Source organism: Neobacillus cucumis (assembly GCF_016908975.1).
Lineage (GTDB): Bacteria > Bacillota > Bacilli > Bacillales > Cytobacillaceae > Neobacillus > Neobacillus cucumis.
This window is the reverse complement of sequence record NZ_JAFBEX010000016.1, coordinates 17002-43428: the sequence shown is the minus strand read 5'-3', so window position 1 is coordinate 43428 and position 26427 is coordinate 17002. Positions and strand designations below refer to the sequence as shown.

Annotated in this window: 26 protein-coding genes; 23 read left to right on the top strand and 3 right to left on the bottom strand. The window is 34.6% G+C overall.

Annotation, left to right across the window (positions count from 1 at the left end; translation table 11 throughout):
• Positions 1 to 523 precede the first annotated feature (523 nt).
• Positions 524 to 1303: a Cof-type HAD-IIB family hydrolase gene (locus JOC76_RS20115; protein ID WP_205180569.1), complete on the top strand. Its 780-nt coding sequence runs from the start codon at positions 524 to 526 to the stop codon at positions 1301 to 1303.
• 132 nt (positions 1304 to 1435) lie between these two features.
• On the opposite strand, the gene JOC76_RS20110 is transcribed toward JOC76_RS20115, so the two are convergent.
• Positions 1436 to 2323, bottom strand: coding sequence for an AraC family transcriptional regulator (locus JOC76_RS20110; protein WP_205180568.1), 888 nt, complete (start codon positions 2321 to 2323; stop codon positions 1436 to 1438).
• A 429-nt stretch (positions 2324 to 2752) separates the two neighbouring features.
• Between JOC76_RS20110 and JOC76_RS20105 the strand changes: the two genes are divergently transcribed.
• The 6 genes from JOC76_RS20105 (at position 2753) to JOC76_RS20080 (ending at position 9269) form a co-directional block, all read left to right on the top strand.
• Complete coding sequence (locus JOC76_RS20105) at positions 2753 to 4246, top strand: sugar ABC transporter ATP-binding protein (protein ID WP_205180630.1); 1494 nt, start codon at positions 2753 to 2755, stop codon at positions 4244 to 4246.
• 62 nt (positions 4247 to 4308) lie between these two features.
• The gene (locus JOC76_RS20100) at positions 4309 to 5250 is read left to right on the top strand and encodes an ABC transporter permease (RefSeq protein ID WP_205180629.1); all 942 of its coding nucleotides are present in this window, start codon (positions 4309 to 4311) and stop codon (positions 5248 to 5250) included.
• A 23-nt stretch (positions 5251 to 5273) separates the two neighbouring features.
• Positions 5274 to 6227, top strand: coding sequence for a substrate-binding domain-containing protein (locus JOC76_RS20095; RefSeq protein WP_205180567.1), 954 nt, complete (start codon positions 5274 to 5276; stop codon positions 6225 to 6227).
• 34 nt (positions 6228 to 6261) lie between these two features.
• Entirely contained in the window at positions 6262 to 7179 is a 918-nt protein-coding gene (locus JOC76_RS20090) for a phytanoyl-CoA dioxygenase family protein (RefSeq protein WP_205180566.1), read from the top strand.
• 811 nt (positions 7180 to 7990) lie between these two features.
• A complete protein-coding gene (locus tag JOC76_RS20085) occupies positions 7991 to 9016 on the top strand; it encodes an ROK family glucokinase (protein WP_372441983.1) in 1026 nt (341 codons plus the stop codon).
• A 79-nt stretch (positions 9017 to 9095) separates the two neighbouring features.
• Positions 9096 to 9269: a hypothetical protein gene (locus JOC76_RS20080; RefSeq protein WP_205180565.1), complete on the top strand. Its 174-nt coding sequence runs from the start codon at positions 9096 to 9098 to the stop codon at positions 9267 to 9269.
• Positions 9270 to 9505: 236 nt separating this feature from the next.
• Here JOC76_RS20080 and JOC76_RS20075 read toward each other — a convergent pair whose 3' ends face one another.
• On the bottom strand, positions 9506 to 10468 hold the full coding sequence (locus JOC76_RS20075) for a LacI family DNA-binding transcriptional regulator (RefSeq protein WP_205180564.1): 963 nt from the start codon (positions 10466 to 10468) through the stop codon (positions 9506 to 9508).
• Between the two features lie 665 nt (positions 10469 to 11133).
• On the opposite strand from JOC76_RS20075, the gene JOC76_RS20070 reads away from it, so the two are divergent.
• The 10 genes from JOC76_RS20070 (at position 11134) to JOC76_RS20025 (ending at position 19108) form a co-directional block, all read left to right on the top strand.
• Positions 11134 to 12057: a phytanoyl-CoA dioxygenase family protein gene (locus tag JOC76_RS20070; protein WP_205180563.1), complete on the top strand. Its 924-nt coding sequence runs from the start codon at positions 11134 to 11136 to the stop codon at positions 12055 to 12057.
• A gap of 447 nt (positions 12058 to 12504) precedes the next feature.
• The gene (gene yhfH / locus JOC76_RS20065) at positions 12505 to 12630 is read left to right on the top strand and encodes a protein YhfH (protein WP_205180562.1); all 126 of its coding nucleotides are present in this window, start codon (positions 12505 to 12507) and stop codon (positions 12628 to 12630) included.
• A 78-nt stretch (positions 12631 to 12708) separates the two neighbouring features.
• On the top strand, positions 12709 to 12849 hold the full coding sequence (gene yhfH / locus JOC76_RS20060; protein ID WP_372441982.1) for a protein YhfH: 141 nt from the start codon (positions 12709 to 12711) through the stop codon (positions 12847 to 12849).
• Between the two features lie 80 nt (positions 12850 to 12929).
• Positions 12930 to 13073, top strand: coding sequence for a protein YhfH (gene yhfH / locus JOC76_RS20055; protein WP_372441981.1), 144 nt, complete (start codon positions 12930 to 12932; stop codon positions 13071 to 13073).
• Between the two features lie 76 nt (positions 13074 to 13149).
• Positions 13150 to 13293, top strand: a complete 144-nt coding sequence (yhfH, locus tag JOC76_RS20050; protein ID WP_372441981.1) for a protein YhfH — start codon at positions 13150 to 13152, stop codon at positions 13291 to 13293.
• Positions 13294 to 13369: 76 nt separating this feature from the next.
• Positions 13370 to 13513, top strand: coding sequence for a protein YhfH (yhfH, locus tag JOC76_RS20045; protein ID WP_372441980.1), 144 nt, complete (start codon positions 13370 to 13372; stop codon positions 13511 to 13513).
• Positions 13514 to 13554: 41 nt separating this feature from the next.
• Positions 13555 to 14808 (top strand): MFS transporter, encoded by a 1254-nt coding sequence (locus tag JOC76_RS20040; protein WP_205180559.1) that lies wholly within the window; start codon positions 13555 to 13557, stop codon positions 14806 to 14808.
• Positions 14809 to 15225: 417 nt separating this feature from the next.
• Positions 15226 to 16944, top strand: coding sequence for an acetate--CoA ligase (acsA, locus tag JOC76_RS20035; protein WP_205180558.1), 1719 nt, complete (start codon positions 15226 to 15228; stop codon positions 16942 to 16944).
• A 137-nt stretch (positions 16945 to 17081) separates the two neighbouring features.
• Positions 17082 to 17732, top strand: a complete 651-nt coding sequence (locus tag JOC76_RS20030; protein ID WP_205180557.1) for an adenylate kinase — start codon at positions 17082 to 17084, stop codon at positions 17730 to 17732.
• Positions 17733 to 17953: 221 nt separating this feature from the next.
• Positions 17954 to 19108 (top strand): Gfo/Idh/MocA family protein, encoded by a 1155-nt coding sequence (locus JOC76_RS20025; protein WP_205180556.1) that lies wholly within the window; start codon positions 17954 to 17956, stop codon positions 19106 to 19108.
• Between the two features lie 297 nt (positions 19109 to 19405).
• On the opposite strand, the gene JOC76_RS20020 is transcribed toward JOC76_RS20025, so the two are convergent.
• Positions 19406 to 20143 (bottom strand): HAD family hydrolase, encoded by a 738-nt coding sequence (locus JOC76_RS20020; RefSeq protein WP_205180555.1) that lies wholly within the window; start codon positions 20141 to 20143, stop codon positions 19406 to 19408.
• Positions 20144 to 20309: 166 nt separating this feature from the next.
• Between JOC76_RS20020 and JOC76_RS20015 the strand changes: the two genes are divergently transcribed.
• The 6 genes from JOC76_RS20015 to JOC76_RS19990 all read left to right on the top strand — a co-directional run bounded on the left by JOC76_RS20015 (position 20310) and on the right by JOC76_RS19990 (position 26361).
• Positions 20310 to 20777: an aminotransferase class V-fold PLP-dependent enzyme gene (locus tag JOC76_RS20015; protein ID WP_205180554.1), complete on the top strand. Its 468-nt coding sequence runs from the start codon at positions 20310 to 20312 to the stop codon at positions 20775 to 20777.
• A 335-nt stretch (positions 20778 to 21112) separates the two neighbouring features.
• Positions 21113 to 21868, top strand: a complete 756-nt coding sequence (locus tag JOC76_RS20010; RefSeq protein ID WP_205180553.1) for a DeoR/GlpR family DNA-binding transcription regulator — start codon at positions 21113 to 21115, stop codon at positions 21866 to 21868.
• A gap of 136 nt (positions 21869 to 22004) precedes the next feature.
• Entirely contained in the window at positions 22005 to 22760 is a 756-nt protein-coding gene (locus JOC76_RS20005; RefSeq protein ID WP_205180552.1) for a DeoR/GlpR family DNA-binding transcription regulator, read from the top strand.
• Between the two features lie 186 nt (positions 22761 to 22946).
• Complete coding sequence (locus JOC76_RS20000; protein WP_205180551.1) at positions 22947 to 23810, top strand: sugar phosphate isomerase/epimerase family protein; 864 nt, start codon at positions 22947 to 22949, stop codon at positions 23808 to 23810.
• Between the two features lie 462 nt (positions 23811 to 24272).
• Entirely contained in the window at positions 24273 to 24662 is a 390-nt protein-coding gene (locus JOC76_RS19995) for a tautomerase family protein (RefSeq protein ID WP_205180550.1), read from the top strand.
• A 223-nt stretch (positions 24663 to 24885) separates the two neighbouring features.
• Entirely contained in the window at positions 24886 to 26361 is a 1476-nt protein-coding gene (locus JOC76_RS19990) for a CoA-acylating methylmalonate-semialdehyde dehydrogenase (RefSeq protein WP_239557847.1), read from the top strand.
• Positions 26362 to 26427 lie beyond the last annotated feature (66 nt).

Sequence of the window (26427 nt, the reverse complement as noted above, 5' to 3'; positions counted from 1 at the left end):
TATTTCCCAAATTATATTTTCACATAAAGAAAACCACCTAGATATTATTACTAGGTGGTTATTTATTACGGAGGTTGCTCAGAATGAAGTACCTTATATACCCCAAGCCATATTCTGATGAAAGTTTAAAAGGCTAATGAAACAACATCTATATGAGAAGGCCTTTCATATGCAAACTATTGGGTGACCTTTTCTTCCATATGGACAGGCATATTTTAATTGATATTCATTGTAGTATTATTTCGTATTTCCAAACCTAATTGAAGGTGAATCCATTACTATTAATAAAAAAGTTCAAATAAATGTAAAAGAAGAAAACATTATTTCTATTTCAAAGTAAACTGCTAAGAAATGAAAATGTTCAATGGGCAACTTGCGACATTTAACTTCTTTTATTTTTTATGTATTAATTTAGTATATTTAGAATTGACATGAAACGCATTTCATAAATTACACTCAAAATAAGTCGCGAAGAAGTGGAAATTATAAATATTGAATGTATCTTCGAAAGGGTGGAAATAAAATGAAGAATAAAAGTGTTATTTTTTTTGATATAGACGGAACCTTACTTGATCATGATAAAAAATTACCTCCTTCAACAAGAGAAGCAATCTCTAAATTAAAAGAAAATGGGCATATTGTAGCAATTGCAACTGGAAGAGCTCCTTTCATGTTTGAGGATTTGAGAAAAGAATTAGATATTAACACTTATGTTAGTTATAACGGGCAATATGTTGTGTTAAACGGTAAGGAATTATATAGGAATTCTCTAAACATTTCATCTCTTGAAAAGCTGACAGATGCTGCTCTTCAAAACAATCATCCTGTCGTCTTTATGGATCATGAGGATATGAAAGCTAATGTACCAGAGCACACGTATATTAAAGAAAGTATCGCTACGTTAAAAATTAACCGTTTTCCAACTCATGATCCACATTATTACAAAGAACGGGAGCTGTTTCAAACTCTTCTTTTTTGTCCAGAAGGGGAAGAAAGACAATACGTAGAGGAGTATCATGATTTTGATTTTGTAAGATGGCATCCAGTTTCGGTTGATGTACTTCCAAGGGGAGGGTCAAAAGCACAGGGTATTAAAAAAGTGGTTGAAGCGCTAGGTATTCCACAAGAACGACAATATGCTTTTGGTGATGGTTTGAATGATATAGAAATGCTTTCAACAGTTAAAAATAGTGTAGCAATGGGTAATGCTGAAGAAATAGTAAAGACAGCAGCAAAATATATAACAAAATCTGTTGAAGAAGATGGAATTTCCTACGGTCTTAAAATGTTGTCCTTGTTATAACTTAATATAAAATTTTTATAAGCCTAGAATATAAAGTTTATATTAACGAACTTATATTTTAGGCTTATTTAGTATAAATAATATGCTTAGACACTTTAAACTTGTAAAAACGCCTCTTCAAACTAACTTTAACTATGGATTCTTATGATAAAACAGATTTTTTTTATGATTTTCTTTGAATTGTTTGGGGGTTTCACCAGTCATTTTTTTAAAAAGTAATGTAAAGTAATTGGGATTATCATAACCCATAATTCTTGCGATTTCTCCTATTTTTAACTCTGTCGATACTAAGAGATTCTTTGCTTCTCCCATTCTACGATTTATTAAGTAATTAATAGGACTGATTTTCATTTGTTCTTTAAATACATGGGATAAGTAATACTTATTAATAAATAACGCTTCAGCTATATCCTCTAGTTTGATATTTTTCTTATAGTTTTTATCAATAAATTCTTTAATACGATGGGCAATTGAATTGGATTCTTCTGTTTCACTCGTAATATTTTGTAGTCTAAGCACCCTGTGTATTAAAGCAATTGAGGACGTAAGTAAACCCTGACATATAATTTCATATCCATCAGCTTTAAGAGAAGATTCCTCGAATATCTGTGCAAAAAATGACTTGATTGAGTTAGAATATTCATTTTTTCTTATTATAGGCTCAAGTTCATAAGGTATGATACACAGTTCCTTCAATTGATCAATAACTGTATTAGAGATTCCACAGAAAAAGGTGACTAAGGGATTGGTCGGATTTGAGTATTCTTCATGGATGATTCCCGCATTGTATATGAGAATATCCCCTTCTTTTGCAGTATAACTTTTATTGTTAATAATAAAAGTTCCTTCTCCTTCACAAATATAAATAATTTCACTTAAATCATCATGTTTGTGACTTGGAAAATTCCAATTGGGATTTCCTCCAACCTGTCCGGCATATGCAAGTATCGGGGGTTTCTTAAATTTTAAAGGTGTTTCCCAATATTTCTTGCCTAATTCTGTGTAATTTGTGTTCTCCATAAATATTCCCCTTTATTAAAGCTTTACCAAGATACAAATCACGATAGCAATATATTATAGTTTTTTCTATAATGAAACAATATATATAAGATTTAGTGTGATCAGATTTTGGCATTATATGCTTTTATTTTATATTAAGTTGATTCTTTATTAAACGAGAATATAGTGGTTTTACTGTATTAAATAGCTAATTTTATTTGAAAAGTTCGTCCAGTTTAATTAAAGAAATTATTCTTAAAAAATATAAAAAAATATCTAAGCAATATATTATAGTTTTTTAAAATAATTAGCACGATAGTTAATTGTTTTAACACTGTAGCAATAGTACTATTCTAAATAATCAGACTAATCGAAAAGGTTAGGTTGAGAAAAGAATTAGATAAAGGGGTGAACTTTTAGGTGAGGGAGAAAAATGTATATGCTCTTGAAATGAAAAGTATTTCAAAGGTATTTCCAGGTGTGAAAGCCCTTGACTCTGTTTCCTTTCATGTGAAGAAGGGGAGCGTTCATGCACTTATGGGAGAGAATGGTGCAGGTAAATCAACACTTATGAAAATTCTTGCTGGTATTTATAAGCCTGATGGGGGGGAGATATTTTTAAAAGGGGAAAAAGTTGAATTTAATAATCCAAATGATGCTTTAAAATTTGGAATCAGCATGATTCATCAAGAATTAAGTTATATCTCCGAATTGACTGTTGCAGAAAATGTATTTCTTGGTAGGGAATCGAATTTTGGTAAATACGGGATAATCAACAAGAAGGAACAAAGGGCAAGAACTCTTGAATTATTTGAACAGTTAAAGATTGACCTAAATCCAAATAAAAAGATGTCGGCTCTTTCTGTTTCTGATAGGCAAATGGCGGAAATTGTTAAAGCGGTTTCAAATAATGCTGATATTATCGTAATGGATGAACCTACTTCGGCCATTACCCAAAGAGAGGTTGAAAAACTATTTGAAATCATAAAAATGCTAACATCCCAAGGAAAGTCTATCATATATATTTCGCACAAAATGGATGAAATTTTTAGAATAGCAGATGATATTACAGTTTTAAGGGATGGGTGTCATATCGATAGTAAGGCAGCATCTGATTTAAATCATGATAAGCTTATTTCCTTAATGGTTGGTAGAGAAATAAAAGAGGTTTATCAGACATCAACACAAAAAAATGAAAACGTATTCTTGGAGGTTAAGAATCTAACAAGAAAAGGAAACTTTGAAAATATATCGTTCGCACTCCATCAAGGAGAAGTACTTGGAATTGCAGGTCTTGTAGGTGCAGGAAGAACAGAAGTGGTAGAAAGTATCTTTGGTGCATTGCCATCTCACAGTGGAGAAATCTATATTAATCAAAAAAAGGTAATTCATAAACGCCCTAAACATGCGATTAATAATGGTCTAGCCTTGGTAACAGAAGATAGAAAAGATACCGGTTTAAATTTAACAGGGTCCGTAAGAGATAATATTAGTTTGGTTAATTTAAGAAAGTATGCCTTCTTTAAAAATATCATATCCCGAAAAAGAGAAAACACCGTAGTAGATGAACAAATCAAATCATTAAGGATAAAAACACCAAATCGAAACATGTTGGTAAAAAACCTAAGTGGTGGTAATCAGCAAAAAATAGTGATTGCCAAATGGCTTCTAAACAATCCAGACATTTTAATTCTGGACGAACCTACAAGGGGAATTGATATAGGAGCTAAAGCAGAAATATATAAAATTATTAATGAATTTGCAAGTATGGGAAAATCGGTGATTGTTATTTCTTCAGAAATGCCTGAGCTATTTGGAATTTGTAACCGAATCATCGTCATGAGTGAAGGAAAATTAACTGGAGAGTTTACTAGGGATGAATTTGATCAGGAAAATATCATGTCTTGCTGCTCAGGAATTTTGAAAGGAGAAAAAATCGGATGAACACTCAAAAACAAGAGGTAGCAAAGTTAAGTTTATTAGATCTAGCTACATCTCAGTCTGTAATGAAAAGGGGAAGTAGGGGAAAGCTTCTTGCTAAATACGGTATTTATATTGCTTTTGCGATACTATTTATAATCTTATCTATCTCCTCAGACTCATTTTTAACGACTACCAATATTATTAACATATTACGTCAAGTATCGATTATAGGAATTGTAGCGATTGGAATGTCATTCGTTATTATTACCGGAGGTATTGACCTATCAGTTGGATCCATTATGGCATTGTCAGCAGTCGTAGCATCTAGTTTTGCTAAAGCAGACAGCAGTTATTCTCTGTTTATTCCCATTATCATAGGGATGACCGTTGGTTTAGCTTGTGGACTTATAAATGGTGTACTTGTTGCAAAGTGGAAGGTAGCACCATTTATCGCTACGTTAGGCATGATGACGGCTGCTAGAGGATTGGCCATGGTATACACAGATGGGCGGCCGGTTATCGGACTTAGTACTTTTTATAACAATATTGGGAGCGGATACATATTAGGTCTTCCAATTCCCGTTATTATATTTATATTAATTGTAGCAATTGGAATTTTTCTTCTGAATTTCACTGTATATGGTAGACACGTCTTTGCGACTGGAGGAAATGAACAGTCTGCAAAACTATCAGGGATTCGTGTTAATTCCGTAAAGATTGGTGTATATGCAATAGCTGGTCTTTTAGCGGGAGTCGGAGGGATGATTCTATCATCAAGAATTATGTCAGGTTCTCCAGTGTTAGGTCAGGGATATGAACTTGATGCCATTGCTGCTGTGGTAATCGGAGGCACCAGCTTATTTGGAGGAGTGGGCAGCATAGTTGGAACTCTGATAGGGGTGTTAATTATCGGGGTAATGAATAATGGCCTTGATTTATTAAATGTTTCCTCTTATTATCAACAAATTTTAAAGGGAACGATCATTGTCATTGCTGTGCTTCTTGATAAAAAAAATCATCAGTAAAATAGTAAAAGGAGAGAGTGAGTATGTTGAAAAAAGTAAAGATAGTGGCTGTAACATTATTATTAATCCTTGGCATCCTGAGTGGATGTTCTAGCAAGTCAGAAGAAACAACTAGTGGAAAAGCGAGTGGGAAAATAAGGATAGGGGTTATTTATCAAAATCTGCAAAACGAATATATTGTTGGTTTACAAGACTCTATTAGAAAATACGCTAAAGCGTCGGGTGTTGATCTAATCGAAGCTGATGGTGAGGGGAAGGCTGAGAATCAAATTAATCAAGTCGAGAACCTAATTGACCAGCATGTAGATGCGATTATCTTAAACCCGGCAGATAAAAATGGTAGTGCACCAGTGGTAGAACAGGCTGTGGCTGCAAAGATTCCGATAATAACAGTGTTAGCGGTTGTATCTAATGAGAAGAAAGCTACTGCTCATGTTGGATCCGATGATGTGGAAGCAGGAAAAATAGAAATGAAACATGTGGCAGAACTGTTAAAGGGAAAAGGAACAATTGCGATTATTCATGGGCCAAATGGGAATTCAGCCGAAGTCAACCGGACAGAAGGAAATAAGGATATTTTAAAGGATTATCCAAACATTAAGGTTGCTGCAGAGCAAACTGCAAATTGGTCAAGAGAGGAAGCGCTCTCGCTAACGGAAAACTGGTTGCAATCTCAAAAATTAGATGCCATTGTTGCACAAAATGATGAAATGGCACTAGGAGCAATCAAAGCATTAAGTTCAGCAGGTAAATTAAAAGATACAAAAGTCATCGGAATCGATGGTATACCAGATGCTTTTAATTCAATCCAATCAGGAGATTTAACTGCAACTGTATTTCAGGATGTAGACTCACAAGGGAAAATGGCAGTGGAAGTGGCCCAAAAAGCGGCTAAAGGAGAAAAAGTTGCCAAGAATAACATGGTTCCATTCCAATTAGTTAATAAGGATAATCTCGCTCAGTTTAAAGATAAATAAATTATTTAATCAGATAATTAAGGAGGAACCTAAAATGAAAGAAAAATTGAACAATATCCTTGAAATTGTAACTCCATTAAATGAGCGTTTGAATAATGAGCCATTGAGAGTATTGAGTGAAGAAGATTGGAAGTTTTGGAAGGAAAACGGTTATGTTATTATTCGTAATGCAATACCAAAGGATCATATCGAGAGACTAGAGAAGTTAATCTGGGAGTTTGAAGAAAAGGACCCTAATGACCCATCCACTTGGTACACTCGTCCAGGAAGAGAAATGGTCATGAAAGAACTGATGAATACCGGAATGGTGGAATTATATAATCATCAGTATCTATGGGATAACCGTATGTATGAAAAAATTTACAATGCTTTTGTTGATATCTGGGGTACTGAAAAATTATGGGTGAGTATTGATAGGTGCAATTTAAATCTTCCAATTAAACCTGGTCATGAATATAAAGGATTTATTCATTGGGATGTAGATACAGCGTTAGAACCAATTCCAGTGAATGTTCAAGGGGTATTATCACTAGTAGATACGGATATTGATATGGGAGGATTCCAGTGTATACCGGAACTTTACCAAACTTTTAACGAATGGGTGAAATCTCAGCCTGTAGATCGAGATCCACATAAACCAGATACAACGGGCTTTACCCCAACCAAAGTAGTGACAAAAGCAGGGGATTTGCTGATATTTAATAGTATGCAACCACACGGTATTCGTCCAAATTACTCTGACAAAGCACGAGTTGCACAATATATATCCATGTTCCCTGCACAAGAAAATAATACAGAATTAAGAGAGACTAGAATCAAATCTTGGAAGGATAGAATTAAGCCTGAGGGATATGCATTCCCAGGGGACCCTAGAAATTGGGAACAAGTGAAATATGATAGGGCGAAACTTACAGAATTAGGTGAAAAATTACTAGGCTTGAAAACTTGGTAAAATAGTATTTATAACAGAGGGTTCACTTAAAATGGCAATTTTTAGGTGGACCCTTATCTAATACTTTAATATGGAGGAAAAACATGATGGATTTATGTATTTGTTGTGGAAGTCAGTTGGCCAAAATGGAAAGAAATAGGTCCATTTGTTGGGAATGTAGTGATCAAAGTAATGAAAGTTATGAAGAAGCGAATGAAAGTGATTAGAAGAAAAAATATAAATTTAGGGATATAGAGTTTTGAAGAAAATAAAAATTTTATCAAAGAAAACAATATAAGTACATTTTTTTCTAACAGAGAGAGACCTAAAGATTTCAATATTCTTGTATTGTAGTAGTTTGATGAGTACAATGGTAATTTTTGGTACCTCCCTCCTTTACCTTTTTGTGTAGTCTCTTTATATGTAGAAATTCAAATTTTATTTGTATAGTATCATTTCATAGTGGTTGTGTTTATGTGTGTTTAACGTTTTCATTCATTCCTACAATATGACTTTATAATCCTGAAAGTTCTCACCATAATCTCCTCTGTTATCTAATAGTTCAACATAACTCATATACGGAATAGCAATATATTGTATTTTTTTTTTTTAGCTTAGCACGATAGTTAATTGTTTAATCTCATTAGTAATATTACCATTTATATAATTAGTTTTGCCTAGAAATTGAATTGCTAAATAAGCTTCCAAAAACAAGAAGTGGCAAAATAATGAGGCGAGTCTTAAAGACGTGGAAGCAGAAACTGCCTACAGTGTGACTTGTCAACGTTAGAAGAATAATTATACAGACTCTAGTTAGTAATTATACAATCATATGTCAGTCAAAAAGGGATGGATTACTTTGTATGGAAATTGGTTAGTGGGCGTGGATATTGGCGGTACAACTATTAAAATGGCATTTATCAGCCAAGAAGGTAGAATCATTCGTAAATGGGAAATTCCAACTAACAAAAATGAAAACGGAAAACATATTCCAAGTGAAATAGCTAAATCAATTAACCTACATTTAAATGAATTGGGACAAAGTAAAGATAAGTTAATTGGTATTGGCATTGGAGCGCCGGGACCAGTGAATGTTCAAGAAGGAACAATTGAAGTGGCAGTAAATTTAGGTTGGGACAACTTCCCTTTACGCGACATTTTACAACAGGAAACATCCTTACCCGTAGTAGTTGAGAATGATGCAAATATGGCAGCAATCGGTGAAATGTGGAAAGGCGCTGGAAGGGGAGCAAAAAACTTAATTTGTATAACCTTAGGAACAGGTGTCGGAGGCGGCATTATAGTCAATGGTAAGCTTGTACATGGTGAAAATGGAGCCGGTGGGGAAATTGGTCATATTACATCCTTACCAAAAGATGGATTAATTTGTAATTGTGGAAAAAAGGGATGCCTAGAAACGATAGCATCTGCAACAGGAATTGTCAACCTAGCTGTAAAGGAGCTTGCTTGTGCTGAAGAAAGTAGTAGATTGAAAGAGTACTATAATAAATATCAAATTGTTACGTGCAAACAAATTTTTGATTCAGTAATAGAAGCGGATAAGACAGCTATGCGTATTATTGATCAAGTAACATTCAATTTAGGATTTGCCCTCGCAAATTTGGCCAACAGCTTAAATCCACAAAAAATTGTAATTGGTGGCGGCGTTTCAAATGCGGGAGATACCTTGCTGACACCACTAAAAGAGCATTTTGCTCAATTTACTTTTCCTAGAGTCTCTGAAGGTGTTGAACTAGTTATTGCTACATTAGGCAATGATGCGGGTGTAATTGGTGGAGCCTGGTTGGTAAAAGATGTACTAATGAATAAGATCAAAGGAAATTTAGTTCCAATTTAAGAGTCCGCCTGTTAGTTTTTAATCAAAATCCTTGTAAAGAAATTCAAGCTTAATATTTCACTAACTGGAGGGGATTTGTTTGAAATCAAAGGAAGAAATTCTAGAAAATTTGAAAAAAGAATTGATTCGTATTGGTTCAACTACTCAGAGAGATTATGATTTGATGAGGAAAAAAGGACAGGTTTATAGTACAACTATTTGCCGTAGATTGAAACTAAGTTGGCATGAAGTAGTCAAACAGGCTGGGTTCTAAGATATTTTTGTTAAGGTGTATAGGAGGGTTTAAGTAAAACTTAACTGAACAAAGAAAATTTTATATACCTAGACAATAAAGAAAGGCTGGTAAAAGGTCTCTTACAGTGACCTTTTAGCAGCTTTTTTTATTAACTCTGTTAAAGAGTAGTGCTGATTAGGGACAAAACAATAGTTTGGTAATCCCAAGCTATTGTTTATTTTTTACTTCATTTCATTTAAGAATTAAGGCTAATTTTATACCGTTTTCCGCTCAATCAATTTTACGAACAATTCTTCATGAGATGTTTGTGTCGTATCAATGGCTTGAAGCAATAGTTTTCTTCCCATTTCAACCAAAGGAATTTCGAGAGATGTTATATTCATTACTTTCGCTATTGGTTGGTTATCAAAACCCAACAATGCGAGTTCATTTGGAACTGATATTTCTTCTTGTTTGCAACAGATCAAAATTCCAGCAGCTACCTGGTCGCTAGTTACTAATAAAGCTGACGGAGGATTTGACATATTAATCAGCCGTTTTACTACCATTTGACCATCCTCGAAGTTCAAGCAGTCGTAGAAAATATAATTTGGCTCAAATGGTTCGTTTATTTTTGCAAGGAAGTCTTTGTAAGCTTTTTCTCTTTGCTTGCTATTGGTACCTGATTTTCTCCCCACGCAGTAACCAATTTTCTTGTGGCCCTTTTTGTACAAGTATTCTAACGCTCTAGAGAAACTTTTATAATGGTTTACGAAGGTTGAAGAAACACTTCTTCCTCTACTGTCCTCAGACAGAATGATTGTCCCGTATGGTACATAATCATTGATAACTTCCCAATCACAAATTCTGGAACATATGATTAAAGCATCTATTTGCTTATGTTTTAACATCTCTAAAGCTTCAATCTCTCTTTTTTCCTCGTAATTCGTTTGAAATAGTGCTAATTTATAGTTGTTTTTAACAGCCTCATTTGCGATTCCTTCTACTAATAAACCGAAATAGGGATGGTTTATAAAAGGTATAACAACTCCAATAAGCATTGTTTCACCTTTGCTCAAATGCACTGCATTTAAATTTCGTCGATAATCGGATTCTATTATTGCCTTTTCAACAGCCCTTCTTTTATCTTCGCTGACATACGGGTAATTGTTTAATACACGAGAGACTGTTGTTACAGAAACCCCAGCCATCTTAGCTATTTTTCTGATATTAGTCATGTTAATTACTCCCATAAAAAATTGAAATCGTCTCTTGGTCTGAAACCCGTTTCATAATTTCCAGTTCAGAAAGTTTTTTGTTTCGTTAATAGAATAGCGTGATATGATGTTCGCCGATTAGTTCAGCAACTTTCCTTGAAGCTAATTAATAAATTTTATCCATATTTCAGGTATTGACTGCCTTGAAGTGATGAATTCGTTAAGTCACTGAAGGTTTATCCTCAATTCATATATTTGTGCTTTACCTTTGTATTTACCATGTGGAACAGCTCAAGTGCTTTTGCAATGAGCACAAAAACGCTTATCACGAGTTTATCGAATAGCAAGAAATTATAGGTCCATTTGTTTCAGTAGCAATAAATATAATATTAATATTTAAATAAAAATTATAGGTGTGTTGTATTATTTTTAGGATTTAGGAATAGTAAGCGTTACCTTTACAGGGAATTTCTTGTTTTTCGGAAAAATTATATAATAAAAATTTAATTTTTAATATATTTAAAAAAATAAAAACGTTATAAAAAGCAATATATTATACTTTTTAAATCAATTAAGCACGATAGTTAATAGTATTAGCACAGTGAAAATTATATATTTAATTTGTAAGATTTATTAAAAACCAAGTGCAATATAAAGCACTTTACCCTGATAGGAGGAGTTATATAATGCAAAAAACTAAAGTAAACAATATTCTTGAGATTGATATTCCATTGAATGAACGTCCTAACAATGAACCGTTACGAGTATTAACTGAAGAGGAATTTAAGTTCTGGAAAGAAAACGGTTACGTAGTAGTTCGTAATGTTGTCCCTAAAGAAAATATCGATAAAACAGTTAACCTTATTTGGGAGTTTGAAGAAAAAGATCCTAATGACCCTTCCACTTGGTACAAGAAACCACTTCGTGAACATCAAATGCCAGAACTTATTGGAGCAGGAATGGTAGAGTTATATAATCATCAATACTTCTGGGATAATCGTTCTTATCAAAAAGTATACGATGCATTTGTAGATATTTGGGGAACAGAGAAATTATGGACAAGTATTGATAGATGTAACCTAAGTTTTCCAAATAAACCGGGAACTTTTGAATTTGAAGGATTCATCCACTGGGATGGTGATACTTCATTAGATCCGCTTCCAGTTAATGTTCAGGGAATTCTTTTCTTAACAGATACTGATGTGGAAAATGGTGGATTAAATGTCATTCCTGAGTTATATAGAGATTTTCCAGAGTGGGTAAAAACCCAACCTGCAGATAGAGATCCTTATCACCCAGATTACACTGGTTATACACCAACACCAGTAACTTTAAAAGCAGGAGATTTACTAATTTTCCATGTTATGCAAGCACATGGATTACGTAAAAATGTATCAAACACTCCTAATATTCATCAATATATTTCTATGTTCCCAGCTCAGGAACATAATGAAGAATTAAAGCAGTGGAGAATTAAACAATGGAGTGAAAGAGTAATTCCAGAAGGAATTGCATTCCTAGGAGATCCTCGAAACTGGGAGCAAGAAAAATACCAACGAGCTCAACTTAATGAATTAGGTGAAAAATTGTTGGGCCTTAAAAAGTGGTAAATTCTTAGCAAGTTTATTAGAAGACCAAACCGGTTCTGTTTTATAAACAGAATCGGTTTATAAAAATATTTCAAAAGAACATCTTTCTAAATTTTCTTAAATTCTTGGATTAGATGGAGTTTCTTTTAAACCAATAGGTAAACGCTTTAAAATCGTTGATTGCGTTAATAAAGATTATAAAATAAGTGAGGGATAAGTGTCATGATAACAGTCTGTGAAAATCATATAAAAGAGGGGATAATATTACTTACTGTACCTCATGTACAGAAATTATCCGGAAAATATTGGGAGCATACCTGTGTCTTCTGTAACGAACCAGCTCTCTTTAAATTATTTTATAGCATACCAACTATAGAAAAGAGTTTAATAAAGTTTAAAAATTTGGTTTCGTAAAATTAATATACAAAAGTAAGGTTTTAATTATACAAGATAATGGAGGGACTAAACATGTTGATCAAAATGACTGAATTCTTAAAGAATTTACCAAGTAAAAAATGTACAGAATGCGGAAAGAAAATTGAAGAACAGCATGAATCATATGTTCATACATGTGAGAATTGTTCAAAAATATAATAATTAAATCCAGGGTTTCCTGATTATTTGAAGAGATTTAAAAGATTTTTTCAAACTTAAATTCAATTATACAAGATAATGGAGGGACTAAACATGTTGATTAAAATGACCGAATTTTTAAAGAATTTACCAAGTAAAAAATGTACAGAATGCGGTAAAAAAATTGAAGAACAACATGAATCATATGTTCATACCTGTGAGAATTGTTCAAAAATATAATAATTAAATCAAAGGTTTTCTGATTATTTGAAAGGATTTAAAAGATTTATCTAAACTTAAACCATCAATTCTACAAGATAATGGAGGGACTAAACATGTTGATCAAAATGACCGAGTTTTTAAAGAATTTACCAAGTAAAAAATGTACACAATGTGGAAAGAAAATTGAAGAACAACATGAATCTTATGTCCACACTTGTAACAATTGTTCAAAAAATCAATAATTAAAACTAAAGTTTTCTGATTACTTGAACGGATTTAAAAGATATATTCAAACTAAATCATCAATTATACAAGATAATGGAGGGACTAAACATGTTGATCAAAATGACTGAATTCTTAAAGAATTTACCAAGTAAAAAATGTACACAATGTGGAAAGAAAATTGAAGAACAACATGAATCTTATGTCCATACTTGTAACAATTGTTCAAAAAATCAATAATTAAATCTAAGTTTTCTGATTACTTGAATGGATTTAAAAGATTTATTCAAACTTAAATCATCAATTTTACAAGATAATGGAGGGACTAAACATGTTGATCAAAATGACTGAATTCTTAAAGAATTTACCAAGTAAAAAATGTACACAATGTGGAAAGAAAATTGAAGAACAACATGAATCTTATGTCCACACTTGTAACAATTGTTCAAATAACCATTAATATAAACTATACTTTCTAATTGATAAACAGGAGTGAAAAACTTGCAACGTAAATCATATATTATCCCAAGACTCTCAGCTATGATGTTTTTTCAATACTTTACTCTCGGTACTTGGTTTGCTACTTTGGGTTATATTCTTAGTAAGAATGGATTATCTTCTATAATTGGTACTGCATACGCAATAGGTGGGATTGCTGCTATTATATCTCCGATTGTGTTAGGAATGATTTCGGATCGATTCTTCCCATCTCAAAAAATGTTAGCTCTTGTTAACATCGTTGGTGGTATCTTATTATGGTTTCTTCCAGAACAAATTTACACAAAAAATGGAAACGCTTTTTTGTGGATAATGTTTCTATATATGTTGTGTTATAATCCAACATATTCCTTAACGAATAATATAAGTTTCCATAATGTTAAAGACACTATTAAAGCCTTTCCGATTATTCGTGTATGTGGAACTGTTGGGTTCATTGTTGCAAGCACTATAATTGGAATCCTTGGATATTCAGGCAGTCCGGTAGCTCTGCAAATTGGTTCAGTTGTTTCAGTTTTACTTGGCCTTTACAGTTTTACGTTACCAAACACCCCTGCACCAGCAAAAGGAAAAGCTTTATCAATAAGAGACATTCTTTGTCTTGATGCATTGCAGCTATTAAAAAATCGTTACTATTTAGTATTTATTATATGTACGACAGTTCTTTTTCTAGATCATGCTACGTATATGTCATTTGCCTCAGTATTTCTTGGTGATGCTGGAGTCAAAGATGTTTCGTCTGTTATGTCAATTGGCCAATTTTCTGAAGTCATTTTTATGTTGTTACTCCCATTCTTTTATCGACGATTAGGATTCAAATGGATGTTTTTAGTTGGAATGTTTGCATGGGTATTAAGGATGGCGCTTTTCGCGTTCAGTGCACCTCATGGACTTGTGCCATTAATGTACATTGGTATCGCCTTACACGGATTATGTTGGGACTTTTTCTTTGTATCAGGATATCTCTATACTGATGAAGTAGCAGATGAAAAAGTTAAAGGGCAAGCTCAGGGATTAATAATCATGTTTACCCAAGGTATAGGGATGTTTGTAGGATCGTATTTTGCAGGAAAACTCTTTAATAATACAGTGACTAATACTGGAGCTGCTTCTCTAGATCAATGGCAATCATTCTGGATCTATCCTGCAGTGGTTGCAGCTATCGTTGCGGTTTTCTTCTTCTTCTTCTTTAATTATAAGAGCATTTCTTCTTCAAATGATAGGAACACTGATGAAGATGAACGTTTAGGAGCATAGATTTGTAGGAGGTACTCAGGGAGTACCTCCCTTTTTATTTTAGTTAGTCAAAGAAATATGAGTTATATGTTACTGGATAAAATGCCTACTTGGGAATATCATTATTATGAAATTCACTCAATTCTTTCTTTGAAATTTTTAATATTATTTTTGATGTTCCTATTTCGTATTATATCGGTTTCAAATGGCTCATTAAAGAATAGCAATATATTATATTTTTTCGAAAAGCTAAGCAGGATAGTTAATTGTATAGGCACTTTGTTAATATTATTATTTAAATTAATCGATTAATCTGAATTTAGGAGAGAGATTAAAGGTGTCCCTAAGGAAAAGTCTCAAATGAACTTCAAAAAATAAAAACACGACAAAAAGAAAGCGTTTCAACTCATAAGTCTTTAGATTGAGGGGATGAGAAATATGAATTTTGAAATGATTTTTAAGCAAGAAGGCTCATTTAATTTAGAAAACTATAAAAATACATACGATATGTTTGACTGGTCGCAAATAGAAGAAGATTTCTCTTGGAGCAAGACTGGTCTCATAAATATCGCCTATGAAGCAATTGATCGCCATGTCGAGTCAGAGAAAAAGAATAAAATTGCCCTGTATTTTTCTGATAAATATCGAGATGAAAAGTACACATTCCAAGATATGAAGGATTTTTCAAACAAAGCCGGGAATGCCCTAAAAGAAGCGACAAATGTAAAAAAAGGTGACAGAGTATTTATTTTTATGCCGCGCTCCCCTGAACTCTATTTTGTATTATTAGGGGCAATCAAAATAGGAGCTGTAGTCGGCCCGTTATTTGAAGCGTTTATGGAAGACGCCGTTCGAGATCGTTTGGACGATAGTGAAGCAAAGGTTCTTGTGACAACACCTGAGCTTTTGGCACGTGTTCCGGTTAATGAATTGCCGAATTTGCAGCACGTCATTATTGTTGGACATGATGTAAAAGAAGAAGGGCCTTTTATTAATTTTTACAAGAGAATGGAAACGGCTAGTAAACAATTAGAAATTCAGTGGATGGATCTTGAGGATGGCCTCCTTCTTCACTATACCTCAGGTTCAACTGGAAAACCGAAGGGAGTCCTTCATGTACACCATGCGATGCTCCAACACCATCAAACAGCTAAATGGGTATTGGATTTAAAAGATGATGATGTGTATTGGTGTACGGCGGACCCAGGCTGGGTAACAGGTACCTCCTATAGTATTTTTGCTCCATGGTTAGTTGGAGTTACAAACGTCATCCGAGGTGGACGTTTTAGCCCCGAAGATTGGTATCAAACAATCGAAGAGTATGGCGTAACCGTCTGGTATAGTGCTCCTACAGCATTCCGAATGTTAATGGGTGCTGGTGATGAACTAGTGAGAAAATATAATTTACATTCACTAAGGCATATTCTAAGTGTAGGTGAACCGTTAAATCCTGAAGTCATTTTTTGGGGAAAGAAAGTTTTCGATTTGAACATTCATGATACATGGTGGATGACCGAAACAGGAGCACAGGTTATATGCAATTATCCATCCATGGAAATTAAGCCGGGATCAATGGGGAAACCGATACCTGGGGTTCAGGCAGCGATTGTGGATGACAATGGAGAAGAAATGCCGCCTTATCAAATGGGAAATTTGGCAATTAAAAAGGGTTGGCCGTCAATGATGAGAGCGATTTGGAACAACCCAAATAAATATGAATCTTACTTCTTACCAAATGATTGGTACGTTTCCGGTGATTCAGCCTATATGGACGAAGATGGATACTTTTGGTTCCAGGGACGGGTCGACGATGTTATCATGACTGCTGGTGAACGTGTGGGACCCTTTGAAGTGGAAAGCAAATTAGTTGAATTCCCGGCAATTGCTGAAGCAGGAGTCATTGGAAAACCAGATCCAGTACGTGGGGAAATTATTAAAGCATTCATTTCCTTAAGAGAAGGATACAAAGCATCGGATGAATTAAAAGAGGAGATTCGAATTTTCGTGAAAGAGGGCCTTGCCGCGCATGCCGCTCCGAGAGAAATTGAATTCCGTAATACCCTTCCGAAAACAAGAAGTGGAAAAATAATGAGAAGAGTCTTAAAAGCGTGGGAACTCAATTTGCCGACTGGTGATTTATCTACAATGGAAGACTAGAAAACTAGGATACTGCTGGATCGTTCAAGAGTTAAGTGATTCAGCTTTATCGTTCCTGGTAAGTCGCGTATAAAATAAAAAATCCATTCAGTATATTACAAGTTAAAAGGACAAACAAAAACAAGGAGAGATGATGAATGAATTTGTTATTAATGGGATTGCCAGGGGCAGGTAAAGGAACTCAAGCTGAGAGAATTACACAAAAGTATGACATCCCTCATATATCAACTGGAGATATGTTCCGTTCTGCAATAAAAGAAGGAACACGTCTTGGAAAGAAAGCAAAAGAATATATGGATTCTGGTAATTTAGTTCCGGATGAAGTAACAATTGCTATTGTTCATGAACGTTTAAGGAAAGATGATTGTAAAAAAGGTTTTTTACTAGATGGTTTCCCTAGAACGGTAGCTCAAGCCGAAGCTCTTGAACAAATACTAGTAGAAACGGGGAGGACCATTAACTTTGTTCTTAACATTGAGGTTTCCCTTGAAGAACTAATAGCTAGATTAACTGGACGACGTATTTGCCGAAATTGTACTTCGACTTATCATGTTATCTTTAATCCGACTAATGTTGAGGGTGTATGTAATAAATGTGGTGGAGAACTTTATCAACGCGATGATGACAATGAAGAAACGGTAAGAACACGACTAGAAGTCAATGTAAACCAGCAACAGCCCCTTCTTGGTTTCTATAAAGAAAAAGGGTATTTGCGTAACATTGAAGGTTCTCGACCGATTGATTTAGTATTTAACGAGATTGAAGACATTCTCCCAATTCATCGATGATTTACTAGTATGCCTTTTATAGGTTTATTCAATTGCGCAGCGGCACCTTAAAATTTGAAGATATGGATTGGCTAGTGCAGCAGGCTGAGTTCCTGAGGGAGCAGCAGAACGAAAAGAAAGAGGCATAATATGGATTTTTTTAATTCTATCATGTTTATACCGGAATAAGCTTTTCACATCAATTTGAAATAGCAAGCGATTCGAAATCAAGAGGTGGATGTATGAGTAAATTAAGAGTGGGGATAATTGGTTGTGGGGCAATTGCATTTCAAAAGCATCTGCCAGCGTTAATAAAATTAAATGATAAGGTAGAAGTGATCGCATTTTGCAGTAATGATGAAGCAAAGGCGCGCAATGCAGCAGAAAAATTCAGTAAAAATGCAAAGATTTACACTGATTATCGAGAATTGGTGAATGACAGCAATATAGATGTAGTTCATGTATGTACACCAAATGTTTTACATGCTCCTATTACAGTGGCAGCTCTTGATGCAGGAAAACATGTCATGTGTGAAAAACCGATGGCAACTAACTCAAATGAAGCAAAAGAAATGCTGAATGCTGCAAAACGATCAGGAAAGAAGCTAACAATTTCCTATCAAAATCGTTTTAGAAGAGATTCACTTTTACTAAAAGAGGCTTGTGAAAGAGGAGATTTAGGAGAAATCTATGTAGCGAAAGCTCATGCAGTTCGACGTCGTGGTGTGCCGACATGGGGAGTATTCATGAATAAAGAATTACAAGGTGGAGGACCGTTAATCGATATCGGAACACATGCACTTGATTTGACATTGTGGTGCATGAACAACTATGAAGTGGACTCTGTTACGGGAGTTACATTCAACAAATTAAAGAATCAATATCAAGCAAATCTATTTGGACCATGGGACCCACAAACATTTAACGTAGAAGAATCTGCTTTTGCTCTTATAAAAATGAAAAACGGAGCAATTATTTATTTGGAAGCAGCATGGATATTGAATACATTGGATGAGCGTGAAGCGATGACCACTTTATCAGGAACTAAAGGTGGAGCAGAAATGCGAAGAAATAAATTAACTAATAATGATGAGTTGCTCTTTAATAGCGAAATGTATGGACGTCTTATTGAAACGGAAGTGCAAAATCCTGCAGGGGTTGCCTACAACTCACCGATCGAAGAGACAGATGCGGACCGTGAAATTGGTCAGTGGATTAATGCTATTCTTGAAGAAAAAGCACCGGTCGTTACTCCTGAACAAGCATACATGGTTACAAGAATACTAGAGGCGATTTATGAATCTGCCGAAACAGGTAAAACGATTGAATTTATGAATAAAGATGAGGAAAATATTTTATTTGGTGGTCATTTTAAAGTTGAAGGATTAAAAAAATGATTGCCCAAAAGGAAAGTAATCCCTTATAAAGTCGCCAAAGTCAGTAAACTAAAGGGGCAATTCTTCTTCTTCAGCTAATTAGTGCAGTTTTAGATAAAGAAGAAGAATCGTAAATGATATTCCTAAAACTAAGAAAAATCATACTACATATAAGGGGCAGTTTATTTTTAGCTTCACAAATTTAAAGAAAAAACCGATCTTCCTACTACTAACTATGGCGGGTTAAGAAGTCTCTCCACTTTCAAGAAAGGTGGGGTGACTAAACCATGCTATTAAATAGAAGGTTATTCTATCCACTTACATCATTGGATCTTGGATACGTTTATAAATGACATCAGGAACTTCTTGAAGTGAATCTACTGTTATAAAAACACTACTATGCTCAACGTTAACTTCAACTATGTTATATCTCCATTCACTTTCTGCTGGAATGTATATTGCATGGATACCCGTTTCCAGTGCTGGGACAATATCCGTTCTTAATGAATTTCCAACCATCCATGTTACATTAGGGTCAGCCTTAATGGTTTTTAAAATATCGGATAGAGCTGTTGTATCTTTATGTTCCGAAATAAAAATGCGATGTTCAAAATATGTAGTCAATTCTAACTGGGTAATTTTTCTGTGCTGATTAGCCTCATCTCCTCCTGTATGCAAATATAATTCATGTCCCTCTTCTTTTAAACGTTGTAAAGTTTCATTCATATATGGAATAGGTTCAACAGGGATCTCGAATACCTTAAAACCCAACTCTCTTAAATATTGGATTTCATCTTTTTTCTTTTCCCTCCCAGTTAAGTCGCAATAGTATTTATAAGTACCAACAAATGACTCGGGAAACCGATCTGACTTTAGACCGTGCTCACTAATCGCTGCCATATCAATTTGAAGCTGCTTCTGTTTTATATCTTCCTCGGTAATCGAGTCAAACCACGCCATCATATGATTAGCGAACTCGTCAATTACTAGGTTAAAATATCTATTACAGTATGATAATGTATCATCAAGATTAAATAAGATGTTCTGTTTTTGCATTTTTAACTCCTTTTCAAGTCTATAGCTTTAACTATTGTTCCACTATGACTAAGTTAATATTACTAAGAAAAGTAGGCAGAATGTCAGAATTATTTAACTAAACAGCTAATACAATAAGGTACTATGAAAAGGGAAGGTATTCTTAAAAATATATCCCGTGATTCAAATGGGAGAAGAATGTATAGCGAAGATAAACACCCATATGGAGCATCATTCTAATCAAATATCCTGGGAAGAGACCGTTGCCGATGTAGAGGTCATCCCACCCAATTCCAATGGAGAAGTTTCAAGAAATGTTGGAAACAGCCATAATGAATTACAAGGATCGCCCATTGAAAATTGGATCTTTTTCAGCTTGCTCCAATGTAACGGGAATACCAACATGATTTTATCAACTTGCAGAGTAATGCACCGCAATGGGGGCGTTTGTTTTGTTGACTTTTCTGCATCTGCACCTTACGTACAAATTGATATGCATCCTACAAATAAACTGGAATATTTAGATGGAATATTCTTTTCACCTCATAAGTTTTTAGGAGGACCGGGTACGATGGGGGTAGCTATCCTATCAAAGGAATTATACTGCAATCAAATTCCAAATCGGTCAGGGGGAGGAAGAGGATTATCGATATAATTGGGAATCTAAAGAATTTTACCATAAAAATGAACGAAGCATGGATTTAGATAGTTTGTTTAATTTGTCGGAAGACAGAGTAGTTCGAAATGTATTTAGCTTAATTTGAGACACATCTTATGAATAAAAAAACTTTTAAAAGTAATGAAGGCATTTCTTTAAATGGGGATGTCTTTTTCTTATTCTGCTTTCCATACTTTTTTTTTATATAATTGTGAGTATATTTTAGGAAGATTAAAAGAAATATATTTAAATTTCATATAACATTAGGTGAAATTTTGGGTATTTTTTGATAAAATACTTGTTAAGAATAATAAACTAGGAGGTGAAAGGTTATGATTAAGGAAAAGCGCATCAAAAAAATCCATGACTATGTGATTGAACAACATTCTGCCTCCTTAGACGAATTGGTTTCAGTATTTGATGTATCGAAAAACACGATCAGGCGTGATGTTCAAACGCTCGTAAAACGGGGAGAACTGAAAAAAGTTTATGGCGGTGTATCTGTCATACATAAAAAACTGGAGTCCTTTCAAGATAGAAAAACACGTAACCAAGAGCAGAAAGCTTCCATTGTAAAAAAAGCAGCCAGCTTTGTGAAAGATGGAGATATTATTTTTATAGATTCAGGAACAACCACCATTGAAATGTTTGACTATATAAAGGAAAAGAACTTGACCATTTTTACAAATAGTATGGAATTTATTGTCCGTGCTCTTCCCTTTGAACAATTGAATGTCATATCGATCGGAGGGGTATTGGACCGGAAAACCGACTCGTTTGGCAATCCGCTGAATTTAGACTTACTTAGTAATTACAATATTAAGAAAGCCTTTATGGCATCCACTGGCATCTCCCTATCCAGCGGAGTAACAAATGCTTCACCGCTTGAAAGTGAATTAAAAAAGTTAATCGTGAAAAAAAGTGCAGAAGTCTATCTATTGGTTGACCACGATAAATTTGATAAATATGGTTTAATGACCTATTGCGGTCTGGATGAGATCGATTACATAATTACGGATAGGGATCCGAAACCAAGTTATCAAGAATTTGCTAAAAAAAATACCATTCGACTTGTGATTTCTACCTAATTTTGGTTTTTTGAAGAGTTAAATAAAATTATTTCATCCTTTTTATAAAAAAATAATGAAGTTCTGGTTATTTGTTGGTACTATGGAGATAGAATAAATATAATGTAAGCGATAACAATAAATAGGGTGAAATGTAATGATTAAAGAAAAACGCATCAAAAAAATACAGGATTATGTGAATGAACATCAATCCGCCTCATTGGATGAACTAGTAGAAGTCTTTGATGTATCGAAAAATACCATTAGACGTGATGTTCAAGAGTTAGTGGATCGGGGAGATTTAAAAAAGGTTTATGGCGGGGTATCAGTTGCCCATAAAAAACTTGAATCGTTTCAAGATCGACAAGTACGTAATCAACAACAGAAAGTATTAATATCAGAAAAAGCATCTAGTTTTGTAGAAGATGGAGATTTTATCTTTATTGATTCAGGTACGACAACGATTGAAATGTTTAATTATCTTAAGGACAAAAATTTGACTATCTTCACCAATAGTATTGACTTTATCGTTCGTGCCCTTCCATTTGAGAATCTAAATGTTATCTCTGTCGGAGGGATGTTGGACCGTAAAACCAATTCATTTGTCAATCCGAGAAATATGGACTTATTTAAAGATTACAATATTAAAAAAGCCTTTATGGCCTCTACCGGTATCTCTCTTGCTAATGGAGTAACGAACGCATCACCATTGGAAAGTGAATTAAAGAAGACCATTGTCAATCGAAGTTCTGAAGTCTATCTATTAATCGACCATGATAAATTCGATAAATATGGATTAATGACCTTTTGCGGTTTAAATGAAATTGATGTTTTAATTACTGACCGCCTTCCAGATGATACCTACCAAGAATATGCTAAGAATAACCAAATTCAGCTGGTTATTGCAGAATAGTACATGTCTTCTAAAATCCCTTCTTTTTTAGAAGGGATATTTATTTCTACTTTTTTGTTAAAAATAATAAAAAAATATTGATAATTGGTACAGTTCGTATTAGTATGTACTTATAGATTACCAATAGTTACCCAACATTTTATAAAATGTTGTACATGCTTTTTCAAATAGAAAGGGGATTTTTGAATGCGCTTAGCATACGATCCGTCACATTATCGTGACAATACTAATTTAAAAGAAACGATTGATGCAGTTGCTAGATTAGGCTATGAATGGGTAGAGTTATCACCACGTAAAGATTTTATTTGGTTTTATGAATATCCAAAAGTGGACAGACAGTTGATCAAAGATCTAAAAAGATATTGCTCAGATGCGGGCGTTCGAATCTCTTCCGTCCTTCCTGTTCAACAATGGTCTTCACCGAATGAACAAGAGCGGCAAGCTGCGGTAAGAAATTGGAAACGCTGTATTGAGATTACTTCTGATTTAGGTGTAGATTTAATGAACAGTGAATTCGCTGGGGATAAAAGCCGTCCAGTTGAAAGTGAAGCGGCTTTTGTCAAGTCCATGGAAGAGCTAATGCCTATTTTTGAAAGAGAAGGTATCAATTTAAATCTTCAATCCCATCCAAATGATTTTATCGAGTTGAACACAGAAGCTATCCGTATGATTCGTGCCTTTGATAAGGATTGGATTAAGTTGGTCTATTCGGTAGCGCATGCTTTCTTTTATGATGATGGGATCGGCGATGTAGCCCAACACCTAGAGGAAGCTGGAGATTTACTTGCCCATGTTTTAATTGCCGATACGCTCAATCATAAGGCAGGCTTTGGATTACGCTATATTATTAATCCTCCAAATGCCAACGTAACCATCCATCAGCATTTGAATCCGGGTGAAGGCGAAATTAACTTTGATGCCTTATACCGGAAATTAAGAGAAATGAAATTTGATGGAATTGTAACGAATTCAGTGTTTGCCTATCCTGACAGACCGGAGTGGTCCAATGAGCTTACATTGAAATCGATTAGAGAGGGTCTACATATTTAATAGACTATTTAATAGAAAGTCTTTCCTCAAATTTATGAGGAAAGACTTTTTTTTTATGATAAGAAAGTATAAATCTCGACTTCGAGAATTGTCCAGCTCCAGGCGCCATCGGCTCGAGGTCACAAGCATATCCAGTTGCGGCTCCTTGGGACTCGAGTCATAAGCCACCCCCTGAAGAAGGCAAAAAGCGCCTTCTTACAGTGGTCGTCTTAGCCTAGAGTCCCAGAACAGTCGCCTCCACATTTAGGTCAATCCGTCCAAAAGGTTAAAGAAAAACCTTGCGGCCGGCTCGTCTTGTGCTTGTCGCCGAAGTCTAAGCACCTTGCGCTTTTCTAATAGTGTTGATGAAAATGTTGACGAAAAGCCCAAAATTCATTATGATATAATCATAAGTTAACCAAAATATTATCAATAGTTGATATTAAGTGAATGGATAGAATCCAATCAATTGGAGGAGATAAGATGCCGTTAGTTAGATTTGATTTAATTGAGGGACGAGATCAGGCAGCTTTAAAACGATTATTAGATGCCTCACATCGAGCTGTTGTAAAGGCTTTTGGTGTACCTGAACGGGATCGCTACCAAATTGTCAATCAGCACCCTGCCCATGAATTGATTATTGAAGATACTGGATTAGGATTTGAGAGAAGCCAAAATCTAGTGATTGTGAGTGTCACAAGTACACAAAGAAGTGATAAACAAAAGAAAGAATTTTATAAACTTCTAGCAGAAGAGTTAGCAGAATACTGTGGAATGGATCCAAAGGACATCATGGTTTCAATTGTTACAAACGGGGCAGCTGATTGGAGCTTTGGTTTTGGAGAAGCACAGTTTTTAACTGGAAAGTTGTAATCATTCTTGCATTCTATTAACCGTTCATTTTTATCAAAAAAAATAATAAAAAACAGTTGACTGAAAGCGGTTTTAGTATTAACATGTAATCAAAGATAACCAAAAGTTAACCAATAGGTAACAGGAATATGGTGATAATTTATTAGTTTCCTAAGCTGATAGAGAGTCTTTATAAAAACTTGTACCAAATGATAATAAAGATATGATTAAAGGAGGAAGTAAAATGTCTAACGTTATTACAAAGGTTGAAACTCTAAAAAATTATATAAACGGTGAATGGGTTGAAAGTAAAACCACACAGTTTGAAGATATCTACGATCCAGCTAAAAAAGAAGTGATTGCAAAGGTTCCTCTTTCAACAAAAGAAGAGATTGACTATGCAGTAGAAGTGGCAGCAAAAGCATTTGAAAGCTGGAAAAAGGTACCTGTATTAAAACGTACGAAAGTCCTGTTCAAATTCCAGCAACTATTAGAAAAAAACAAGCAAGAATTAGCCAGAATCATTACAATAGAAAATGGTAAGAATCTAACTGAAGCATTGGGTGAAGTAGGACGCGGAATTGAAAATGTGGAATTTGCATCAGGTGCTCCTACACTGATGATGGGAGATACACTTTCAACGATTGCAACAGATGTTGAGGTCACAAATTATCGTTATCCAATAGGGGTTGTTGGCGGAATTACACCATTCAACTTCCCGATGATGGTACCTTGCTGGATGTTCCCAACAGCCATTGCCGTTGGTAATACATTCGTACTTAAACCATCTGAAAGAACACCATTACTTGCTCAAAAACTAGTTGAGTTATTAGAAGAAGCTGGACTTCCTAAGGGAGTATTTAACGTTGTTCATGGTGCACATGATGTGGTAAATGGACTTCTTGATCACCCTGAAGTAAAAGCCATTTCATTCGTAGGTTCAAAACCAGTTGGAGAATATGTTTATAAGCGCGGAAGCCAAAACCTAAAACGTGTTCAAGCCCTAACAGGTGCTAAAAACCACTCTATCGTATTAAACGATGCAGATTTAGAACTTGCCACAACAAACGTTATTGCTTCAGCCTTTGGTTCTGCAGGCGAACGTTGCATGGCTTGCGCTGTTGTAACAGTAGAAGAAGGAATCGCTGATGAATTTCTTGAGAAATTAGTTGAGAAAGCAAAAGCAGTCAAAATTGGACATGGTCTTGATGAGGGTGTATTCTTAGGACCGGTTATTCGCGAACAAAATCAGCAGCGTACATTAGGTTATATCCAGAAGGGGATTGAGGAAGGAGCAAAATTGATCTGTGATGGACGTGAAAATGCGCCTGAAGAAGGATATTTTGTAGGACCAACAATCTTTGATGATGTTACAACTGATATGACGATCTGGAAAGATGAGATTTTTGCACCAGTACTGTCTATCGTTCGTGTGAAAAACTTAAAAGAAGCAGTTGAAACTGCCAATAAATCTGAGTTTGCAAATGGTGCATGTATCTATACATCAAACGCTTCGTCCATTCGCTACTTCCGCGAAAATATTGATGCAGGAATGTTAGGCGTTAACTTAGGTGTCCCAGCACCAATCGCATTCTTCCCATTCTCAGGATGGAAATCTTCCTTCTTTGGAACATTACCTGCTAATGGAAAAGACGGAGTAGAATTCTACACACATAAAAAAGTTGTGACGGCTAATTATAAAGCACCAAAATTCGAATAAGTGTCAGCAATCTAAAATGCTATTATCCTGCCTTTAACGGTTAGGATAATAGCTATTACATAGATA

What these genes read in the sequence shown, in the direction of transcription:
- JOC76_RS20115 (WP_205180569.1), top strand. Translation starts at nt 524, where the DNA reads ATGAAGAATAAAAGTGTTATTTTTTTTGATATAGACGGAACCTTACTT.
- JOC76_RS20110 (WP_205180568.1), bottom strand. Translation starts at nt 2,323, where the DNA reads ATGGAGAACACAAATTACACAGAATTAGGCAAGAAATATTGGGAAACA.
- JOC76_RS20105 (WP_205180630.1), top strand. Translation starts at nt 2,753, where the DNA reads ATGAAAAGTATTTCAAAGGTATTTCCAGGTGTGAAAGCCCTTGACTCT.
- JOC76_RS20100 (WP_205180629.1), top strand. Translation starts at nt 4,309, where the DNA reads ATGAAAAGGGGAAGTAGGGGAAAGCTTCTTGCTAAATACGGTATTTAT.
- JOC76_RS20095 (WP_205180567.1), top strand. Translation starts at nt 5,274, where the DNA reads ATGTTGAAAAAAGTAAAGATAGTGGCTGTAACATTATTATTAATCCTT.
- JOC76_RS20090 (WP_205180566.1), top strand. Translation starts at nt 6,262, where the DNA reads ATGAAAGAAAAATTGAACAATATCCTTGAAATTGTAACTCCATTAAAT.
- JOC76_RS20085 (WP_372441983.1), top strand. Translation starts at nt 7,991, where the DNA reads ATGTCAGTCAAAAAGGGATGGATTACTTTGTATGGAAATTGGTTAGTG.
- JOC76_RS20075 (WP_205180564.1), bottom strand. Translation starts at nt 10,468, where the DNA reads ATGACTAATATCAGAAAAATAGCTAAGATGGCTGGGGTTTCTGTAACA.
- JOC76_RS20070 (WP_205180563.1), top strand. Translation starts at nt 11,134, where the DNA reads ATGCAAAAAACTAAAGTAAACAATATTCTTGAGATTGATATTCCATTG.
- yhfH (WP_205180562.1), top strand. Translation starts at nt 12,505, where the DNA reads ATGTTGATCAAAATGACTGAATTCTTAAAGAATTTACCAAGTAAAAAA.
- yhfH (WP_372441982.1), top strand. Translation starts at nt 12,709, where the DNA reads ATGGAGGGACTAAACATGTTGATTAAAATGACCGAATTTTTAAAGAAT.
- yhfH (WP_372441981.1), top strand. Translation starts at nt 12,930, where the DNA reads ATGGAGGGACTAAACATGTTGATCAAAATGACCGAGTTTTTAAAGAAT.
- yhfH (WP_372441981.1), top strand. Translation starts at nt 13,150, where the DNA reads ATGGAGGGACTAAACATGTTGATCAAAATGACTGAATTCTTAAAGAAT.
- yhfH (WP_372441980.1), top strand. Translation starts at nt 13,370, where the DNA reads ATGGAGGGACTAAACATGTTGATCAAAATGACTGAATTCTTAAAGAAT.
- acsA (WP_205180558.1), top strand. Translation starts at nt 15,226, where the DNA reads ATGAATTTTGAAATGATTTTTAAGCAAGAAGGCTCATTTAATTTAGAA.
- JOC76_RS20030 (WP_205180557.1), top strand. Translation starts at nt 17,082, where the DNA reads ATGAATTTGTTATTAATGGGATTGCCAGGGGCAGGTAAAGGAACTCAA.
- JOC76_RS20025 (WP_205180556.1), top strand. Translation starts at nt 17,954, where the DNA reads ATGAGTAAATTAAGAGTGGGGATAATTGGTTGTGGGGCAATTGCATTT.
- JOC76_RS20020 (WP_205180555.1), bottom strand. Translation starts at nt 20,143, where the DNA reads ATGCAAAAACAGAACATCTTATTTAATCTTGATGATACATTATCATAC.
- JOC76_RS20015 (WP_205180554.1), top strand. Translation starts at nt 20,310, where the DNA reads ATGGGAGAAGAATGTATAGCGAAGATAAACACCCATATGGAGCATCAT.
- JOC76_RS20010 (WP_205180553.1), top strand. Translation starts at nt 21,113, where the DNA reads ATGATTAAGGAAAAGCGCATCAAAAAAATCCATGACTATGTGATTGAA.
- JOC76_RS20005 (WP_205180552.1), top strand. Translation starts at nt 22,005, where the DNA reads ATGATTAAAGAAAAACGCATCAAAAAAATACAGGATTATGTGAATGAA.
- JOC76_RS20000 (WP_205180551.1), top strand. Translation starts at nt 22,947, where the DNA reads ATGCGCTTAGCATACGATCCGTCACATTATCGTGACAATACTAATTTA.
- JOC76_RS19995 (WP_205180550.1), top strand. Translation starts at nt 24,273, where the DNA reads ATGCCGTTAGTTAGATTTGATTTAATTGAGGGACGAGATCAGGCAGCT.
- JOC76_RS19990 (WP_239557847.1), top strand. Translation starts at nt 24,886, where the DNA reads ATGTCTAACGTTATTACAAAGGTTGAAACTCTAAAAAATTATATAAAC.